Annotated in this window: 16 protein-coding genes and 1 pseudogene; 6 read left to right on the top strand and 11 right to left on the bottom strand. The window is 66.5% G+C overall.

What is annotated here, in order from left to right; genetic code table 11:
- Window positions 1-25: 25 nt before the first annotated feature.
- From GOC52_RS11020 to GOC52_RS11010, 3 genes are read right to left on the bottom strand one after another with little or no spacing between them, the layout of a single operon-like run.
- A complete protein-coding gene (locus GOC52_RS11020; RefSeq protein ID WP_191849405.1) occupies window positions 26-1,342 on the bottom strand; it encodes an adhesin in 1,317 nt (438 codons plus the stop codon).
- A gap of 43 nt (window positions 1,343-1,385) precedes the next feature.
- The gene (locus GOC52_RS11015) at window positions 1,386-2,003 is read right to left on the bottom strand and encodes a hypothetical protein (protein WP_010485539.1); all 618 of its coding nucleotides are present in this window, start codon (window positions 2,001-2,003) and stop codon (window positions 1,386-1,388) included.
- Window positions 2,000-2,530, bottom strand: coding sequence for a hypothetical protein (locus GOC52_RS11010; RefSeq protein ID WP_054171815.1), 531 nt, complete (start codon window positions 2,528-2,530; stop codon window positions 2,000-2,002). Before GOC52_RS11010 ends, GOC52_RS11015 begins: the two co-directional genes overlap by 4 nt.
- A gap of 396 nt (window positions 2,531-2,926) precedes the next feature.
- Here GOC52_RS11010 and GOC52_RS11005 point away from each other — a divergent pair, with 396 nt between their 5' ends.
- Entirely contained in the window at window positions 2,927-4,282 is a 1,356-nt protein-coding gene (locus tag GOC52_RS11005; protein WP_019659777.1) for a sigma-54 dependent transcriptional regulator, read from the top strand.
- Here the strand turns inward: GOC52_RS11005 and GOC52_RS11000 are convergent, their stop codons facing one another.
- From GOC52_RS11000 to GOC52_RS10985, 4 genes are all read right to left on the bottom strand, one after another.
- Window positions 4,283-4,591, bottom strand: coding sequence for a DUF6958 family protein (locus tag GOC52_RS11000; RefSeq protein ID WP_019659776.1), 309 nt, complete (start codon window positions 4,589-4,591; stop codon window positions 4,283-4,285).
- A complete protein-coding gene (locus GOC52_RS10995; RefSeq protein ID WP_043396012.1) occupies window positions 4,584-5,126 on the bottom strand; it encodes a GFA family protein in 543 nt (180 codons plus the stop codon). The genes GOC52_RS11000 and GOC52_RS10995 overlap by 8 nt, the downstream gene beginning before the upstream one ends.
- A 62-nt stretch (window positions 5,127-5,188) precedes the next feature.
- Entirely contained in the window at window positions 5,189-6,070 is an 882-nt protein-coding gene (locus tag GOC52_RS10990) for a TolB family protein (protein ID WP_191849403.1), read from the bottom strand.
- On the bottom strand, window positions 6,067-7,107 hold the full coding sequence (locus GOC52_RS10985; protein WP_191849401.1) for a hypothetical protein: 1,041 nt from the start codon (window positions 7,105-7,107) through the stop codon (window positions 6,067-6,069). Before GOC52_RS10985 ends, GOC52_RS10990 begins: the two co-directional genes overlap by 4 nt.
- A 91-nt stretch (window positions 7,108-7,198) precedes the next feature.
- Here GOC52_RS10985 and GOC52_RS10980 point away from each other — a divergent pair, with 91 nt between their 5' ends.
- A complete protein-coding gene (locus GOC52_RS10980; RefSeq protein ID WP_191849399.1) occupies window positions 7,199-8,125 on the top strand; it encodes a LysR substrate-binding domain-containing protein in 927 nt (308 codons plus the stop codon).
- Window positions 8,122-8,565, top strand: a pseudogene (locus GOC52_RS20855) (helix-turn-helix domain-containing protein); the annotation flags it as partial. The gene GOC52_RS10980 and the pseudogene GOC52_RS20855, both read left to right, overlap by 4 nt.
- Window positions 8,566-8,585: 20 nt before the next feature.
- Here the strand turns inward: GOC52_RS20855 and GOC52_RS10970 are convergent.
- Complete coding sequence (locus GOC52_RS10970; protein ID WP_238794393.1) at window positions 8,586-11,069, bottom strand: aminotransferase class V-fold PLP-dependent enzyme; 2,484 nt, start codon at window positions 11,067-11,069, stop codon at window positions 8,586-8,588.
- Window positions 11,070-11,345: 276 nt separating this feature from the next.
- Between GOC52_RS10970 and GOC52_RS10965 the strand changes: the two genes are divergently transcribed.
- Both GOC52_RS10965 and GOC52_RS10960 read left to right on the top strand, forming a co-directional pair.
- Window positions 11,346-11,771, top strand: coding sequence for a VOC family protein (locus GOC52_RS10965; protein WP_099559299.1), 426 nt, complete (start codon window positions 11,346-11,348; stop codon window positions 11,769-11,771).
- Complete coding sequence (locus GOC52_RS10960) at window positions 11,768-11,998, top strand: hypothetical protein (RefSeq protein ID WP_191849397.1); 231 nt, start codon at window positions 11,768-11,770, stop codon at window positions 11,996-11,998. Before GOC52_RS10965 ends, GOC52_RS10960 begins: the two co-directional genes overlap by 4 nt.
- Window positions 11,999-12,005: 7 nt before the next feature.
- Here the strand turns inward: GOC52_RS10960 and GOC52_RS10955 are convergent, their stop codons facing one another.
- The 3 genes from GOC52_RS10955 to GOC52_RS10945 form a co-directional block, all read right to left on the bottom strand.
- Complete coding sequence (locus tag GOC52_RS10955) at window positions 12,006-12,701, bottom strand: HAD family hydrolase (protein WP_191849395.1); 696 nt, start codon at window positions 12,699-12,701, stop codon at window positions 12,006-12,008.
- 103 nt (window positions 12,702-12,804) lie between these two features.
- On the bottom strand, window positions 12,805-13,545 hold the full coding sequence (locus tag GOC52_RS10950) for a DNA/RNA non-specific endonuclease (RefSeq protein WP_019337401.1): 741 nt from the start codon (window positions 13,543-13,545) through the stop codon (window positions 12,805-12,807).
- Window positions 13,546-13,833: 288 nt separating this feature from the next.
- Complete coding sequence (locus tag GOC52_RS10945; RefSeq protein ID WP_191849393.1) at window positions 13,834-15,138, bottom strand: hypothetical protein; 1,305 nt, start codon at window positions 15,136-15,138, stop codon at window positions 13,834-13,836.
- A 338-nt stretch (window positions 15,139-15,476) separates the two neighbouring features.
- On the opposite strand from GOC52_RS10945, the gene GOC52_RS10940 reads away from it, so the two are divergent.
- On the top strand, window positions 15,477-18,833 hold the full coding sequence (locus GOC52_RS10940) for a S8 family serine peptidase (RefSeq protein WP_071305253.1): 3,357 nt from the start codon (window positions 15,477-15,479) through the stop codon (window positions 18,831-18,833).
- The last annotated feature ends 53 nt before the right edge of the window (window positions 18,834-18,886 follow it).

The following is an 18,886-nucleotide window of genomic DNA, read 5'->3' as shown; positions in this document are numbered from 1 at the left end:
TTGGCGGACGGCCGGGGTGTTGCGCTTACTCGCCGCTGCCACCACCGCCGCCGGTGCTGGGCTGGGCCACTGCCAGGGCCAGGCTGTTGGCCTGCAGGTTGCCGGTGCCCGCAGCAACGTTCACGCCGATGTTGCCGGAGGCGCCCGAGAAGGCACTGCCGGACAAGGCCGAGGTGTTGGTCGCATTGACGTTCACCCAGCGCGTGGTGCTGACCGTGCCGCTGAGGCTGGCATACAGGTCAGCCACGCCCAGTTCGACGAACTGGCTGGTGCCACTCTCACGCGTATCGAAGCCCAGGCCGCCCACCCCCGGCCGGTTGGGGTTCATCGTGGCGTTCTGGATCTGGTTGTCCAGATCGATATGGCCGGTGCTGTTGCCACCCGGGTGCGGCAGCTCGCCACTCCACGTATCCAGGTAGTAGTTGGCCATCTGGTAGGCGTTGCCGGTGCCGCGGTAGCTGCCCGCGCCATAGGCCAGTGTCAGGCCGCTGACGCCGCCACGCATGCCGACCTGCACGGTATCGGTGTAGGACTGCACGAAGCCGGCGTTGCTGACCGTGTTGCCGGTGGAGACCTGGTTGGAGCTGATGCTCGACTGGGCCACCGCCGTGGTCGCGACCGAGGCCGCGAGCGCGTTCTTCTGCTCATTGTTGTTGCCCGAGGCGATGTTCACGCCGATGTTGCCGGACGCGCCGCCAAAGGCGTTGCCGCTGAGACCTGCGGCGTTGGTGACACCGGAGTTCATGGTGGCGTTGCCGAAGCCGGCCTGGTTGACGAACACCTCGGCGTCGGCCATGCCGAAGCTGAAGGACGCATCGGCCGCAGATAGTGAGGCCGCGTTGTCCTGCGCATTGTTGTCGCCGGAGACGACATTGAAGCCCAGATTGCCCGAGGCACCGGCGCCGACGCTGTCACCGATCGACGCGCTGTTGGTGACCAGGCTGTTGCTGGTGGCGTTGTTGCTGATCGACTGCCGGTTGTCGATCACGGCAATGGCCGCCGAGTCGAGGTCGATGTCGCCGGTGATGTTCGGGTCGCCGGAGAAATTGATGTCGGTGCTCAGGCGCAGGTCCTTCTCCAGGTTCACGTCGACGCCGTGGTTGTTCTTTTCCTTGCGTTCGTCGGCCTGGATGTTGCTGTGCTTCTGCACATTGACGTTGACGGTGCGGTTGCGCACGTCGTTGTCGGTGTGGTTGTGCGTGTCGTTGCGGGTCTCGCTGACGGTGTGGTTGTGGTTGATGTTCGCGTTGGCGTTCTGGTTGTCCCAGCCATTGGCCGCAGCGGCGGTCGAGGCAGTGGCAATCGCCATGGCGAGCATGGTCTGTTTGACGGTCGCTTTCATGGTGCCCTCTCTCTCATCAGGTGGTGCATCGGTTGGGTGGTTGTCACGGGCGGTCCTGCACGACCAGGCCCAGTACGTTGGCCGTGTCGTTGCCGTTGCCCGCGATTTGATTGAGTTGCAGGACCCCGTCGAATCCCCGCAGTGCGGTGCTGGCTACACCGGCGCTGCGGGTGCCCGTCGCGACGCCGCGACCGGTGTCGTCCCGCCCCCCTGCCAACGCGGAACCCTCGGCGGCCAAGGCCGTATCGTCGGTTTCGCGTATGCCCTGTCGGGCCAGCGTCGCGCTGACGACGTTGAGCGTCGTGTTGGCGATGCCGCTGGCCTGGTTGATGGATGCGATGCCACTGGCACCGGCCAGTGCGTCACCGCCAATGAACGCGGTGGCCTGCAGCGGCCCGGACAGCACGCGGTTGCCCTGCTGCAGTTGCCGGGCATTGATCGCCACGTCGGCGCGATCGCCCTTGGCGATACCCCGCAGGTTGGCCTGCACGTTGAGGTCGCCGGCGGCCTGGTTGACGGCGATGGCACCCGTCGCCCCGGCCAGTGCGTGGCCGTCGATGCGGGCCACGTCGAGATAGGCGAGCATGCCGCCGTAGTCATCGGCCCGGGTGGCCCAGGGCGCGGCAGCGAGCAGCAGAAGCAAGCCGTGCAGGGCCTTCATTTTCCACCTGCCGGGGCCGTGCCCTGCAGGGGGAACTGGGCCAGTGCGCCGCGCACGGTATCGGCGATACCGCGGGTGCTGCTGCCGACCGCACCAAGCGGACCGCTCATGGCGCCCCCGAGGTTGCTGCCGACCATGCCATCACCACCGCGGCCAAGCGTGCCGCCCAGGGCCTGCTGGGTGACCCGTTCAACGGTAGTGCCGCCCGGTGTCGCGACGGACGCTGCCTGGCCGGCACCCATGCCGGCATAGTCCTCATCGCTCAACTCGTCCATGCCGTTCGTCGTGCCACCGGCGCCCAATGCGGTGGCGATCTCGCGCTGTGGCTTCGGGTCGGCAATCAGGGCCATGCCCGGTGGTGCCATGCGATAGGCCGGCCGCGCGGAGACGTCCCGCAACAGGACGATTTCGCCCGGCTGTGCCTTCACGCCCTGGCGGGCGCCGGACGCGGATGCGCCCGCGCCAACCGACAGCAGGGCGATTGCCAGTGCTGCGGCCAGGCCGCGAATCAGGGTGGTGCCGTCCATGCCGATCTCCCGCGATGGGTGCGGCGGAACCACGCATCAACCGTGCCAACCTGGAAGTGCCCACCCGCCAATGTCGGGACCGTGCAGCACCTGACCGGGCTGCTGCCACGGTGTTACAGGCACGTCGGGGAATCGTTGGGATTTCGAAGCCCCAGGCACCGCAGGGCAAGGGCGGCGGGCAACTGTTGCATGGGTGTTACAGGTGGCGCCGCCGTCTGCAACGGTGCCGGTTCAGCCACGAATTTCTTGACGCATTGCTCATTGCGCCGCCGTTTAGGGAAGCGCTAGGATCCGCCCAACAAAGGCCGCCCCGGTGGCCGTAGAGGTCCCGGCGGGGGGCGGCACGCCGGCGATTGCCTGACAGTCCGCCGACGGTGTCCGGATGCTGGGGGAAGCATGGCAGCGGTCCCGGAGGCTTCTACGTCACGTTGCGTGCTCTGGTTTGGCGAGCCGTTGGCGAACGAGCGCAGTGCGCTGGCGGCAGCAGGCTGGTATGTGCGCAGCATCCATCCCGATCCCGCCATGGCGATAGGCCTGCGTGGGCGTGATCGATTGCTCGCCGTACTCGATCTGCGCCATCTCGATGCGGCGTCGCTGCAGCTGCTGGAACCGTGGATCGAGCAGCACCAGCATCTGCCCTGGCTGGCGGTACTGCCACCGGGCGCCGGACCCACATCGCCGGCCTGGCTGCCGTTGCTGCAGCGATGTGGCGCGCGCTTCACGCTGCCGTTCGGCCTTCAGGACCTGGTCTGCGCAATGCGCCAGCAGTTCGATGCGGATGATCCGCCTGTCGATGCAACCTGCAGTGGGTATGGACCGCATGCACTGATTGGCGAAAGCGCTGCGCTGCATGCGGTGCGCACGGTGCTGCACAAGTTCGCGCCGGTGGAACTGCCGGTGCTGGTCACCGGCGAAACCGGTACAGGCAAGGAACTGGCTGCACATGCGCTGCATGCGCTGTCGGGGCGCGCCGGCAGGCCTTTCATTGCGGTGAACTGTGGTGCGATTCCGGCCAGCCTGGTGCAGTCGGAGCTGTTCGGCCACGAACGTGGCTCGTTCACCGGTGCCGACAAGCGGCAGATCGGTGTGTTCGAATCCGCCCATGGCGGTACGGTGTTTCTTGATGAGGTAGGCGATCTGCCGGCAGAAGCGCAGACCAGCCTGCTGCGCGTGCTGCAGGAGGGGACCTTCGAGCGCGTGGGCAGCAGCCAGCCGCTGCGCGCGGACGTGCGAGTACTTGCCGCGACCCACGTCGAACTGGAACACGCGGTGGCGCAGGGGCGGTTCCGCAGCGATCTCTACTACCGCCTGAATGTGCTGCGCCTGCTGATGCCGCCGCTGCGCGAGCGCGGTGCCGACGTGCAGCTGCTGGCCGAGCACTTCCTGCGCTGCTTCCGGTTGCGCCACAGCGTGCGTGCACGCGGCTTTGCACCGGCCGCAGTACAGGCCATGCGGCGCTTCGACTGGCCCGGCAACGTACGCGAACTGCTGAACCGTGTGCAGCGCGCAGCGATCATGGCCGAAGGCGAGCTGATCAGTGAGCGTGACCTGGAGCTGGGCGCATTGGCAGCGGTCCTGCCCGCGGCGATGCTGCACGACGCGCGCGGCCAGGCCGAGCGCGATGTACTACTGCAGACCCTGCGCCAGACCGGCTACAACGTCTCCGAGTGCGCGCGGCAGATGCAGATATCGCGGGTCACGGTGTATCGGCTGTGCCGCAAGCACCGGCTGGAGCTGCCTGCGCAGCGCTGATCAGCCGGCCGCGAGGTGCTTGAACAGGCGCAACGGCTTGCCCGCGACGCGCTCGATCACGCCCTTGGCTTCCAGGTCCAGCTGCACGGCCTTCAACCACCAGCCGGCGGTGGCACCTGCCGGGAACAGCGCGGCGGGCAGATGTGGCAGCAGTGCCTGTTTTGCCTGCGCAACGGTCAGGCCGGGCGGTTGCGAAGGCAGGGCTCGCAGCAAAGCATGGCGCATGGCGAGGTACTTGGCGCGATCCACGCGCTGGATGTGCCCGGGCGTGGTGATGCTCTCGATCTCGATCCGCTCGGGCTCAGACATGGGTATCTCCCGCGACTTCGATGCGCGGGCTGCGGAAGCCCATGGCGATCCACGCCTTCATCAGGCGGGCGTAGAACCGCAGCGAGTGGGTCTTCAGGTTCGGCACATCGTCCGGAAGGACAGACGGGTCAGGAAGATCACTGACCATCGTCCGCATCTCCACGGCGGGTCTTGCCGACGCCGGCCACAACAGGCCATGCAGGCTCAGCCAATGGCCACCGCTGAACTCCAGGAACAGCGGCGTATTGCAGCAGCCGGCCAGCACGCGGCGGCTGCCGCCCCTGCTGGACAATCGCAAGGCACGCAGCATGGCATGCCCGGCATCGATGCTGACGCGATCCTTGCGGTGCATTACGAAGAGCGTCTGGCCGTGCGGGCCCAGCACGTCCGGTGCGCGGGGCAGCGACTGCAGCATGGCGCCGGCCTTGCGGCAGCTGTCGCAGCAGCATTCGACGGTGGCAATGGGTTGGCCCGTGGCGGTCAGGCGTACCTGGCCGCACGCGCATGCAAGCGACTGATGGGAGGGCATCTGCATTTTCTCCTGGGGCATTCATCCTCTCGACGAACCAGCGCGCTGGAAATCGACACCACCTGCCCTCAAGGTCGCGACATCTGGTAGCGGATGCGGTACAGGTCCAACCCTGCACCGTCTGCGCGCCGCGCCGAATAGGTCAAGGTGCCGGGTTGCGAGCCATCCAGCATCGCGCCGTAGCTGTCGCCGGAGGCCTCGTTCAAGGGCGAGGGCAATGCATGGCCTGCGTCATAACGGCCTCCACGCGCGTAGGCAATGAACTGGCGCACCGGTGCACTGCCGAAGTCCTGGGCGCGGGCAAACACCACCGTTCGGCCGTCGCCCAGGAAGGTGGCATCGAACTCCTGCGCTGCGGTATTGAGGTCTCCCGCCAGCGGCCGTGCCAGCTGCGCCACGCCGCCGATCATCGTGGCGCTGTAGAGGTCATGGCCGCCGGCACCGCCCGCACGATCGCTGGAGAACAACAGCGTACGACCGTCCGGCGAGAGCATCGGCGCGAATTCATCGGCCGCGCTGTTCACTGCCGGGCCAAGATTGACCGGCTCCCCGAATCGACCGTCGCTTCCCATGCTGACCCGATACAGATCGTCGCCGCCCTGGCCGCCTGCGCGATCCGAACAGAAATACACCACGCGGCCATCGGCGGAAAAGGCGGGATCGAAGTCGCGCCCCGGCGTGTTGAACGGCACCGGCATCGCCGGCCGCCAGCGCTGCCCATCGTTGCGCGAGATCCAGATGTCATACCCACCCGGACCGCCGGGCCGGTTGCGGCTGAACCACAGTGCGGTTTTTCCGTCCGGGCTCAAGGTCAGTCGAATCTCGTCGTACTGCGTGGATGCAACGTCCGGGGCAAAGCGTTCGGCCGGGCCGACGATCTGCAGCACCCTTGATGGAGACGCGGCAGGCGACGCAGCAACCAGCAGCATCACGGCCAGCTGCGCCTTCATGCCTGTCGCTCGAAGTCGCTGACCCAGTTGGTTTCCCAGCTGCGCCCACCATCGGCCGAGGCCGCCTGTTCCCAGCGCGCCGAACGCGGCGTGATGCGTGACCAGATCACCCGCGTCTGGATGGATCGACCGTCGTGCTGGTCTTCGCCGAAGAAGCGGCCGACACCGGCCTGGAAACCACCGCGCAGTGGCGCGCCGATCCGGGTCGGCTCCCGGCCATCCAGCCACCAGCTCAGCCAGTGCTGCTCCGCCGCATTCCAGGCGCGGATGCCCATGCCGCGCAGCGGTGCTGCAGGCACGTCCATCACGTTGTCACCCACGTTGCCGAATCCTCCCAGGACCGGCCAGTTGTGCAGGGTGCCGTTGAACGCGTCCCACGCATCGCTGCCTGCCAGCCGAGCGCGCAGGCGACGATGGCGCACGTTCCAATGGCCCACCAGGAAATCAAAATCGCCCGGTGCATCCGGCAGCTTCGGAAGCGGAGAAGGGATCGCAGCAGTGCGGCGGAACCAGTTGCGCCAGTTCACTTCCCAGTGCGCACCGGCATCGTCGGAGAACGCCTGCTCCCACCACGGCTCCTCGCCGTGGATGTCATGCCAGCGGAACCACACGTCGATGGGGCGTCCGTCGATCCGGTCGGTGCCGCGGAAGCTGCCTGCATCGCCCTCGAAAACGCCACGCACGGGGGCTTCGATACGGGCAGGGTTGCGGCCATCGATCCACCAAATCGACCACATGGAAGACACCGGATCGAATGCACGCACGCCCATGCCCCTGTAAGGGCCCGAAGGCAGCGCCATGACGTTGTCATCGATGGTGCCGAGTCCGCCCAGGGTGAGCCAGACCGCACTGGAACCGGTGAAGGACTCCCAACGGGTATCGCCGACCAGGCGCTCCTTCAGGCGTCGGTGCCGGACCTGCCAGTTGCCCTGCAACCATTTCCAATCTTTGCTGTGGCTGGGCAGGGCCCACCCGGAGGGCAGGGCAGTGGACGCCGCCGAGGCGGCCAGGGTGGCCAGGAACTGCCGTCGATCCATGTGCGTGATCCCCTGTCGAAAGTGCCTCCATCGTTGCGGACAGGAGGGGGATTGACCACGCAGATATCGGGGCTCAGGCTAAGTCACACTTATGGTCACCCAACGCCAGCTGCCATCGCTTGCCGCCATCCGTGCCTTCGAGGCGGCGGCGCGGCTGGGCAGCTTCGCGCGTGCCGCCGAGGAGCTCGACACCAGTGCGGCATCGGTGAGCTACCACGTGCGGCGGCTGGAGGCCCAGACCGGCACCTGCCTGTTCCTGCGCCATGCACAGCACGTAGAACTGACGGCGACGGGGGCCAGCGTCGCCCAGGAGGCCACCCGGGCATTCGATGCACTGCGCGCCAGCTTCATGCGCGCCGCAGACATGGATGCGGCGCGACTGCGCCTGTCTGTACTGCCCACGCTGGGCACCAGTTGGCTGACGCCGCGGCTGGGCACGTTCCGCGCCCGCCACCGGCAGTTCGTGCTGGAGCTGGACCTGTCGGCAGCGCCGCAGGATCTGGCCGCCGGTCACTTCGATGCGGCCATCCGCAATGGCCAGGGTGGATGGCCAGGTCTTCAGGCAACTCCTTTGTTTCCCAGCGTGTTCACACCGTTGTGTGCGCCGGCGCTGCTGCCAGCGGCCCGTGGGCTGGGCAGCAGCGCGCTGGAAATTCCCCTGCTCGGGCGGCCGGACTGGTGGGCCCTGTGGTTTGCCGCGCACGGGGACCTTCCACCGCCGGCACCGGAGAGTTTCGTCGCGCCCTTTGCCGTCGAGCATCTGGATGTCGGCGCCGCGATCGCAGGGCAGGGCATCGCCATTGGTTCGCCGATCCTGTTCCAGGCCGAGCTGGACAGCGGGCGTTTGGTGCAGGCGCATCCGGGGGTGGCCTGCGACGGTCGCAGCTTCTGGTTCGTGGCACCCACGGCGCGAGGTGGCAGTGCCAAGGTCATTGCATTCCGTGACTGGCTGGTCGAGCAGGCCGCCGAGGCGCGGCATGCAGCCCGCCATTACCTGGCCCGGGCGGTAATGCCATGAGCCAGAGCCCCGAACTGCTCCGGCGCCTGCTGCGCGCCAAGGACCGGATGGATCGGGCCAGCCATGAGGAATGGCCCGTCGCGCGCCTGGCTGAGGTCAGTGCGGTGTCGCCGGCGCACTTCGCCCGCTCGTTCAAGCAGGCCTTCGGGCTGCCGCCGCACCGTTATCTGCTCAGCCGCCGCATCGAACGAGCGGTGGCGCTGCTGCGTGATACCGATCTGGCGGTGACCGAAATCGCCGCGCAGACCGGGTGGCGCAGCCTGGGCACCTTTGGCCGCATCTTCCGTGACATCACCGGTGACAGCCCGGGCAATGTGCGCGAGCGTGAGCGTGCAGCCCAGGCGGCGTCGGCCAGTGTGCCGGAATGCCACGCACGCGCCGCGCAGCGCCCCCGCCTGGACACATCCGTGCTGGAACAACGTCGCCGTCGCGCGCCGGCGGTGGCACTCGCCGTGGAGCGTCAGGCCGGCACGGCAGGAGCGGTACAAGGACTGCCGGCATCGGCTTCAGGGTCACTCGCGGCGAGCACACCTTCAAGACCAGAAACGTCGGTGTCCAGGAGGCAGGTCGCAAACATCAGGAAGCGGTAGGCGTCGGCAAAATTCGAACCGAGCCCAAATGAAATCCTGACCGCGCCACAATCTCCCTTGTCCAGGATCTTCTCATCGAAGGCGGTGCAGTCGAGGATCTTCCCGGTCTTGTCCAGTTCGCAGTGCTCGGCACCCGCAGTTGCATAGGTTGCCTGCTGGACAGCTCCGAGGTTGCAGAAGCATCCGTTGCGCAGGGTGATGCCGAAGCGGTCGGCGAGGTGCTTGACGCGGGCATGCGGCACGATCGAGCCATAGCAGTCGAAAAAGTTGAGCATCACCGTCGCTCCTTTTCGCTGTGCCGGCGGGCCGTACACGCGGCACAGTGGTGTGTCGCCGCGCACGGTATGGCGAAGCGCGGCAAGACGCACCTCGATCCACCGGGCCAGTGCAGTGGAGTGCAGCGCGAGGGCTTCGGCGCCGCCCATTCGTGCCACGAAGGCAAAGCCCCGGGCGATCGCCGGGAACGCGGCGTAGTTGGGTGTTCCCACCTCAAAACGTTGCCCGGCATCGCGATACAGCAGCCGCTCGGTGGGCGACCAGGGGCCTGAGTAGTAGCAGACTCCGCCACCGGCAAAGGACGGTGGCCTGAGCAGTTGCAGCGACGAGCGGCGGGCAAGCAGGCAGCCTGCGCCGGTGGGGTAGCCGAAGATCTTGTAGAACGAGGCCACCACAAAATCCGGTTGAAGGGTGCCGCAATCCAGCCGCGCCTGCGGGACCAGTGCGGCTGCATCGCACAGCACCATCGCACCGTGCGCCTGCGCGCGGGCGATCCAGGCGAGGTCATGCCGCGCGCCGGTCGCGTTGGACTGGGCGGGAAAGGCCAGCAGGTGTGGGGCGCCGTCGCCCAGCCGCTGCAGCGCACGCCGCATCAGGTCGTCGTGCAGCAGCAGATCGTCGTCCAGAGGGATGTACTTCACCGAGGCGCCCTTGGCCCTGGCGTATTCGCGCAGTCCATGCACCGACGTGTGATTGTCCTTGGTCAACAGCAGCTGCGTGCACGGTTGGAACGGAAACGATTCCGCCACAAGCCGGATCGCGCTGCTGGCGTTCGCAGTGAATATCACTTCGTACTCGTCCGGAGAGCAGTCAAAGAAGGCGTAGATGGCATCCCGCGCCTCCTGGTATGCCGCCTGCGAGGCCTTCGATCCGCTATGCGGATTTCCCAGGATTGCGTGCTTCAACGCCTGCAGGTCCTGTTCGAGCAGGCTTTCGGGTGGCAGGGTTCCGCCTACATGATCCAGATACGTGACGTGCTGCTCGTCCAGCCGTGCGTACTCCTCGTTGCGCATCTTCTCTACCGATGCGTCGGGGAAGCCGGGATACTCAGCCAGGAACTCCGCCTTGGCAGCGGTGAATGCAGCGAGCCCCTGTGCCTCCTGCACGGAGATTGCGCACTCGACGCCCGCGCTGGACGCGCGATGGGTCAGCTGCTGGCAGCGCACCAGCGGCGAGAAGTCGGGCGACGCGATGTCCACCGTCGTGCCCGCATTGGCGGGATCGGCCTGGCCGCGCAGCAACCATGCCTCCACCCGGTAGCATTGGTCAGGCACGTCCTTGCCGAACTGCGCCAGCATCAGGTCCAGGTAGTGCTCACGGGTGCGGGTGTCGCACTGGTTGAACTCTTCGAGCAGGATGCAGGCATTGAACAGGAACTCGCGCGCACCGGCTGCGTCGAGCGAGAACGACAGGGGATGCAGCCCAGCAGGCACGTCGTTGGCCCGGGACAGCCCTTCGATCGCGAAGGCGCGGGTGATCGGCGACGGGTCGGTCAGGCTCAGCGCCGCGTCCATCAACCGGGAAGGCATGCCGAAATGCAGCTGCGATTGCTGGCGGGTGAGTTCGAAGAGCTGGTTGTAGTGGAACATCGTCGCGTAGACACGCCCCCCCGGCCGCAGCACGCGCCGGAACTCCCTGGCCACGCGCGCCTTGTCGGGCGGGAACATCAGGCCGAAGCCGCAGACAATCACATCGAAGCTCTTGTCATCGAATGGAAGCTCTGCCATGTCCACGTCGGCCAACAACGGAACGTTCTGCTGGATCTCGGGGTTCAGGACACGTCGGGCCATGTCCACCGCAATCTGCGAGAGATCGCTGGCCACCAGCCGCAAGCCCCGTGGCCGCGCAAGATCCTCATACAGGCTGGCGGTGATCACCCCGGTGCCGCATGCCACTTCCAGCACGTCCTTGACCGCGAACCCTGCATCGATGTCGCTGGCGATTTCCCCGGCCAGCAGCCTCCCGTAAGGCTGGAAAATGCGAGGGCTCAATATCCGCTCATAGAATTCCATGAAGGTACTGAGCGACCAGCGGCTGTCGGACACAACTTTGCATTGGCGTTGCGTTACGTCCTGCATGATGCGCTCCCTGTCGGCGTGATGGTGCCGATGAATCCCGGTCCGCGCGGTTATCGCATGCGCCCTCAGGCGCGTGCGTGATTGGCATCACATTAAGTTGACTTAATGCCGGGGCGGATTATCCGCCGTCGCGGAACTGCGTATTCATCCGCTTTTGGGGAGGGCCATGTACTTTTGATTCCTTCACGTTCGCCGTCCCAGCCATTGGCGCAGTTTTGGAGAAGCAGAACCGCCTCGTCGGGGCGTAACGTAGGCGCACTTGAGAGGAGGTGCTGCATGTCAGATATGGTGAACACGGTCGGCCTGTATGTGCGCGACCAGGATGAGGCGCTGGCGTTCTACGTCGGCAAGCTCGGTTTCGAAGTGCATACCGACGTGCGCAATGGCAGCTACCGCTGGCTGACGGTACGCAGCCCAGGCCAGGACGGTTTCCAGCTGGGCCTGTTCGTGCCGGGTCCGCCCACCCACGATGCGGCCACCGCGCTTTCGCTGCAGCAGCTGGTGGCCAAAGGCGCAATGCCGCCCCTGGTGCTGGCTGTGGATGACTGCCAGGCGCGTTACACGCAGTGGTTGGCACAGGGCGTGGAATTCACCCAGGAGCCGATCAAGCGCTTTGGCGCCGTCGACGCCGGATTCCGCGATCCATCGGGCAATGGCTGGAAGATGATCGAAGCCCGTTCCGAAGCGAGGCGCCGGCAATGAGCCGCGGTGGCTGGGCACGGCCCGTGCATCGTTGGACCTCGATCGTGTTCACCCTGGCGGTGATCCCCAACTTCGTGGTGCGCGGGCTGGGGCAGGGCGAGCCTGCGGCGTGGATCACCTATTCGCCGCTGCCGCCGTTGTTCCTGCAGCTGTTCACCGGGTTGTACCTGTTTGCGCTGCACTACAGCGGCAGGTGCCGCAGCGCCGGGCAGGGCGCTGCGGGTTGACGCCGGGTCAGGCGGCAGCGTCGGCGGTGTAGGCCGCCAGCAGTGCGGGAAGATCTTCCATGCGCTGGAAGATCACCTGGGCACCGGCCGCGCGCAGAGCCTCGGGCGTGCTGTGGTGCGGGCCGCCCTCGCTGAAGCCGAACACGGTGGCACCTGCGGCCACACCGGCGGTCGCACCGGTCACGGTGTCTTCAATGACCGCGCAGCGCTTCGGATCCACACCCAGCGCGGCAGCGGCCGCCAGGTAGACGTCCGGGTGCGGCTTGGTGTTCGGCATGTCCTGGCCGCTGTAGACGTGGTCGCCGAAGGCATCGAGGATGCCGACCTTGCCCAGCTGCAGTTTCACCTTTAGCAGATCGGCGCCGGAGGCGCAGGCGATCCGCCCACCGGTGGCCGCAGCGATCGCACGCACGGCCTCGGGTGCCCCCTGGATCGCTTCCAGGTCACGTTCCAGTGCCCGGTTGCGCTGCTGGCGGAACTCTTCAAGCCACGCCTCGGTGAACGGCTTGCCGGTGCGCTCCTCGATCAGCCCGGCCAGATGGGCCACGGACTGGCCGAGGAAGACTACACCCGCCTGCGCCGGGGTCAGCGGCCAGCCGCGTGCGGTCAGCATTTCCGCGAGCACGCGGGCGACCAGTGGCTCGGAATCGACGAGTACGCCGTCGCAGTCGAACAGCACGGCATCAAAGGGGAAAAGGGACATCTACAACTCCAGGGCGCAATGCGGTGGTGCAATTGCCCGCTATTTTCCCACAGCCATCCTTGCGGGGCACCCGGTCCGGGTGCCCCCATTCCCGGCAGGCCGGTCAGCCCAGGTCACACCCCGCCGGCTGCGGCCAGGTGCTGGCCGGCAGCATGTTCTTCAGCGAGGCCGGTGCGTTGATCGCGACGTAGCTCGCACCCAGCAGCTCCTCCAGATCGGCGATGGTCACCAGGTAGCTGTCGAGGCTGCCCAGATTGGCTTCGTTGGGAATGATCCAGCTGATCGCCTTGGCCGTGCCGGTGTTCGGGTCACGGGTGATGATGGTCTTCCAGAAGAACTCCGGTGTCGGGATGCCGTGGCTGGAAAGGAAGTAGTCGTTGGAGGCGTCTCCGTAGACCACGCCACCGTAGACATCCACCGGCGCGATGTCGCGGTAGCACTCGGCCACGTTCTCTGCCTTCACCCAGATGCCCTGGTTGAAGCTGGACACCTGCGGAACGATGTTGGTCATGTAGTTGGCGCGGCGGATGTAGGTCGCGTTGTAGTCCATGTGATTGGACGTGACGAGATGGCCACGGTCGTAGCCGGACTTGATGCTGGCGTAGGAGGCGGTGCTGGTCTGGCCGAGGCAGCCTGCCGGCAGGTCCGGATCCTTGTAGAAGCTGGACGGGCGCGCGGCCGAGCCGGTGTCGGCGGTGAGCGTGTACTCGTAGCGGGTGGCGCTGTGGATGCTGCAGTCGTAGGTGAGCACGAAGCCGCCCTTGTTGAGGGTGACGACCTGGGCCTGGGCAGCGCCAGCGAAGGCACTGAGGACGAACGCGAAGAAGAGGCTTGCAAGGCGCATTGCGGTTCTCCAGCAGAAGTTCAGGGCGCAGCCGTCCGCCACGACCGGGCCGAGGCGAGGTCATGGGGGACGTTGCGGAGACGGGTGCTACGGATTGCGGTGAGACGTGACCGCGATGACAGGGCCGTGGAGGCCGTGCGGTGTCGTAAGCGTCACAAGCTGTCGTCTTTCGGTCAACGATGAAAAGACGAAGCTGTGACAGCGCGCAAGCACTGGAGATGTGTCAAATGGAGCAGGACGTGGCTGAAACGCTCGCGTACTAGAGCATCGCGATGCCTGCGGGTGTTGTCAGGGGGTCGCCTTCAACACGTAATCGCCGTTGCGTGTTCCTGGCACCAGCAACCATCCTGGTTTCAGACTCAGCGACCACCCTGGACCCTGTAGCGGCGGGTCGGCAGTTGCGGGTGCCTGCACGAACACGGCCTTCCAGTCGCTCTGCATCAACGCTCCGTCGGTGACGTCCAGGCTGCCCCAGGTGTCGGTCAGCCGCATCGTTGGATATACCGTTCCACGGCCCGGCAACGGCTGCATCGTGTTGGGATTGAACTGGATGCGCATGCTGCGCAGATCCAGCCGCACGACCGGGCCTGTCACGAAGCGCGCACGGTTGTGTTCCAGCTGCGCAATGCGCTGCTGTTCGCGCAGCATTTCGGCTTCGCGCAGTGCCTGTCCGCCGTAGCGCGCAGCAGCGGCCCGCAGCTCGGTCGCACCCCGCTGCATCGGGGTCCGGGTCACTTCGGCCAGATGCGTGCCGAGGTCCCGGGCGGGGTGGGCGAGATGGTTGCGCCAGCCGGGGGCCGCCTGGTCCAGCAGCAGGCCATAGGCCGGACCGGTGGCATAGGCGAAAGAGCGGACGAAACTGCGATCGGCAACGTGCGCGCGAAGGTCATGCAGCGCCGCCTGGGTACGTGTGGACTGCGTTGGGTTGCCGACGAGCACGCCGGTGTACTCGGCCAGACCCTCGTTCAATTCCAGCGCCGCTTCTTCCTGCGCTGCCGCAGGGAACTGGCGGTGGCGCTCGGCGCGGAATGCGAGTGCGTCGGTCATCGCAGTGTGCTGCGCCATTGCATCGGTGGCCGTGAGCGCATCCGCAAGCGCGCGCCATTCCAGCTGCAGCCAGTAGCGTCCTTCAAGCGTGTCGAGGTGTTCGTTTCCGCCTTCGGTCGGCGCGGTGATGGGCAACGCCGGTTGCAGCCGATGGAACATTTCGTGAGCCAGCAGCGTACTGCGCCTGGACACGTCCTGCGGCAATGGCCAGAGCAGTTGCGTCCAGCGTATGCCGGACCATTCCACGGCGGTGTTGGCAACGATCGCATCGGGCGGAAGCTGGCCCACGAACACCTCGGCGCGCGCCTTCAACGCGCCGTGTACATCCGCATGCGAGGCGGTGACCTGGCGGCTCTTCGGATCGACCAGCATCATCGGCCCGCACAGGGATTGCCCCCACAGCTGGCCGCCATCGACCTGGCACAGGTGCTGTGCTTCGATGAAGATTCCGCGCGCGTCGGCGTCTGCGATCGGTGATTCAGCGGACCATGCCGGTCCTGCTGCACAGGCAACACCGGCAATCAGTGCAGTGCGGAAAATATCCATGGCATCCGTGCGTTGATGGGCGCAGGCAGTCATAGCACTGGACACCGTTGCCCTTCAACGACGGGCAACGAACGCGTTGCCGCTTCGGCGGCCGGGGCCATGGCTACGCCATGCAGGCGCGCATCCATACTTTCGCGTACTGATCTCTGTCTTGCCGCTGTCACGAAAACTGTGCGCCGCGTCAAATTTTGAGGTAGTGTCGATTCTGCTGCCGGGGCGCAGCGGGGTGCAAGGCGTCGGGGACTACGCGCCGCACCCGCAATTGAAGCACCAGACATCACAGCGCCGGCGTTGACGCCGGCGTGCATCTCGGGCTTTCAATGAAAAGGGGGTATTCGATGCGCAATGCATGGATCAAACGAAGCAAATGGGTTGCACTGACCCTGGTGGCGGGTGCCGCACTGGCCGCCGCTGCCGTGGGCATACGCAGTACCGGTGCCCAGTCAAAGACCGGCAATCCCTCGGTGGACGCGCGCGCCGGCAATCCGTCCGGGCCTGCGGCACGCGGTCCGGGTAGCGGCTTCGCCGAGCTCTCCAACCGCTATATCGTGGTCTACCGCGAGGAGCCGCTGGCCACCTACAAGGGCGACATCCAGGGCCTCGCGGCACCGGAACGCATGCGCCCATCCGCCAGCGCCGCGCGTGCAGCGGCAGCCACCGGCAATGCGCCGACACCGCGCATCGCTGTAAAGGGGGCACGCTCGCAGGACTATGTGCGCTTCCTCGCTGACCGCCAGGTACAGCACGAGGCCCGCATCAATGCAGCATTGGGTCGCAGCGTAAAGGTCGAACGGCGCATGCAGCATGCGATCAACGCATCGGTGCTGCAGATGAATCCGCAGGAAGCGGAGCGCGTGCGCGCACTTCCCGATGTGCAGCTGGTTGAAGAGTACAGGGAGTATGAGCAGGACACCGACGTCGGACCGGGGTTGATCGGCGCACCTGCGCTGTGGAACGGCACACCTGCGCCGTTCCGTGGCGAAGGTGTGGTGGTCGGCGTCATCGACTCGGGCATCAACTTCGGCAGCCCGGCCTTCACCGCCCGCGCCGAAGATGGTTACGAGCACGTCAATCCGCTGGGCGCCGGCAACTACCTCGGTACCTGCGCGCCGGGCGGCATCGACGAAGGTCGCTGCAACAGCAAGCTGATCGGCGGCTACGACTTCGTCTGCGGTGCGCCGGGCAACCAGTGTGGCGTTGCGGACGTACGCGAGGAGCCTGGATTTGGTGACACCAACGGTCATGGCAGCCATACCGCTTCCACCGCCGCCGGCAACCCGCACACTGCGTCCTACCGTGGCAACCAGATCCACATTTCCGGTGTTGCGCCGCGCGCCAACATCATCGCCTACGACGCCTGCTACACCGAGGTCTCCACCGGGCGCGGCTTCTGCCCGAACACCTCGACGCTGGCAGCGGTCAACCAGGCCCTCGCCGATGGCGTGGTCGACGTCATCAATTACTCCATTGCCGGTGGCACCGCGCCGTGGGGAGAGGCGGTCTCGCTGGCGTTCCTCAACGCATCCGATGCCGGCATCTACGTGGCCACTTCGGCCGGCAACTCCGGCCCAGGTCCGAACACGATGGGCCATCTGGAACCCTGGACCGGCAGCACTGCGGCGGCCACGCATGGCCGCGGCGACATCGTGCTGTTCGCTGCGGTCAGCGGCCCCGGCAGCGTGCCGCCGGCGCTCACTGCCATCCTGCTGACCGAAGGCTCGGGTGGCGTGCCGTTCGCAACGCCGATTCCTGCAACCACGCCGCTGCGTGTCAGTGCAGGCATCGACAGTGCCAACGATGGGTGCGCGCCGTTCCCGGCCAATACCTTCCAGGGCGCCGTTGCGGTGATCCGCCGTGGCTCGTGCAACTTCAGCGACAAGGTCAACAACGCCGCTGCAGCGGGTGCGATCGCCGTGCTGATCGGCAACAACCAGCCGGCCCCCATCCTGCCCAACGTGGCCGGGGCGACCATTCCCGCCTTCGCCATCGACCAGTCGGACGCCAATGCACTGCGGACCTTTGCGTCGAGCGTTGGCAACAACGCAACCGCCGGCATTGCCTATCCGGCCAGCAAGATCAGCAATACGCCGGATGTGCTGGGCGACTTCAGTTCGCGCGGCCCGGCCGGGATCTTTGATCTGGTCAAGCCGGACGTGACCGCCCCGGGTGTGCGTGTGCTGGCCGTGATCGCAGGCAATGAGGTGACCGGCTCGGAGAACGCCGTCGGCCTGATGGACGGCACCTCGATGGCATCACCACATCACGCCGGTGCCGCCGCGCTCCTGCGCCAGGCGCGTCCTGACTGGACCGTGCAGGAGACACGCTCGGCGTTGATGATGACCGCGCGGCAGGAGGTGCTGAAGGAAGATGGCGTCACACCGGCCGACGCATTCGCGATGGGCGCTGGACGCATCCAGGTGGACCAGGCACTGCGCGCAGGGCTGGTGCTCAACGAGACCAAGACCAACTTCCTGGCCGCCAATCCAGCCAATGGGGGTGAAGTGTCGTCGCTCAACATCGCCAGCCTCGGCAAGCGCAGCTGCGCGGACAGCTGCAGCTTCACCCGCGTGTTCCGCAATGTGCTGCCGACCCGGCAGACGTGGACGGCGAAGGTGCAGGGCCTGACCGCGGTTGTCTCGCCATCGGTGTTTACCCTGGCGCCGGGTGAAAGCAAGTCGGTGCGGGTCATCGTCACCACCGGTTCGGTACCGAACGATGGCAGCTGGCGCTTTGCCAGGCTCACCCTCTCACCGCAGGGCGGTGATACCAGCCAGCCGCTGCTGCGCCTGCCGATCGCCGTGTCGGTGCCGCCGCCGCAGATCGCCGCCACGCCGCCGACGAACTCGCTGACCCTGCCGGCCGGTGGCAGTGGAACGGTGAACCTGCAGATCGCCAATACCGGCGGCTCACCGCTGGAATGGCAGATCGACAATTCCGGAGTGGGCACCCGCACGCTGGTAGCGCAGGCGCCAAACAACGCCAATGGCCGTCGCTCGACGCGCTTCACCGATGCGGCGACAGTGGGTGCACGTGCACAGCTTGGTGCCGATGATTTCACTCTGGGCGAGGCCACCGGCATTACCCGCATCGTCGCTGACGGCTTCGTCAACGGTGGCTCGCTGGCAACTTCGACCAACATCAACTGGTCGATCTACCGGGATGTTGGCGGCAATCCGGAGGGCAATCCGGAATCGAGCCCGCAGCTGGCGCTGTGGAGCTACACCTCCACCGTCAGCGGTCCGGGCGTAAGAACGTCGGCCACGCTGGCCACCATCAACCTTGACCTGGCCGCTGCAGGCCAGAACGTGAACCTGCCGGCAGGCCGCTACTGGCTGGTGGTCTCGGTGCGCGCGCCGCTGGCTACCAGCTGGTTCTGGTTCAACGCCACCAGCGGCGACAGCGTTTACCGCAGCGCGATCATCAATCCCGATGGCAGCGGTGCCTGGTCCGCCACCGCCGGCGCGCCTGGGTTGGCCTATGGGCTGGGCGGAAGCAATGCGTGCGGCGCCGGCTGGATCGGCACACCGACCCGTGCCCTGGGCCGCATCTCCGCAGGCGGCAGCCAGAGCACGCAGGTGCAGATCAATGCCAGCGGCCTCGCGCCGGGCAGCTATTCGGGCTTCGTCTGTGTCGGCAGCAATGACCCGAGCACGCCGAAGACTGCTGTCCGTGTCGCCTTGACCGTAACGCCGTAAGGCGCCAGCAGCATCCCGGCCGCCCCTGTGCAGGGGCGGCCGGTTTCCCACCG

The organism is Stenotrophomonas sp. SXG-1 (assembly GCF_014083965.1).
Taxonomy (GTDB): Bacteria; Pseudomonadota; Gammaproteobacteria; order Xanthomonadales; family Xanthomonadaceae; genus Stenotrophomonas; species Stenotrophomonas geniculata.
Note: the sequence above shows the minus strand (reverse complement) of the source record. Positions and strands in the feature narration are given on the sequence as shown.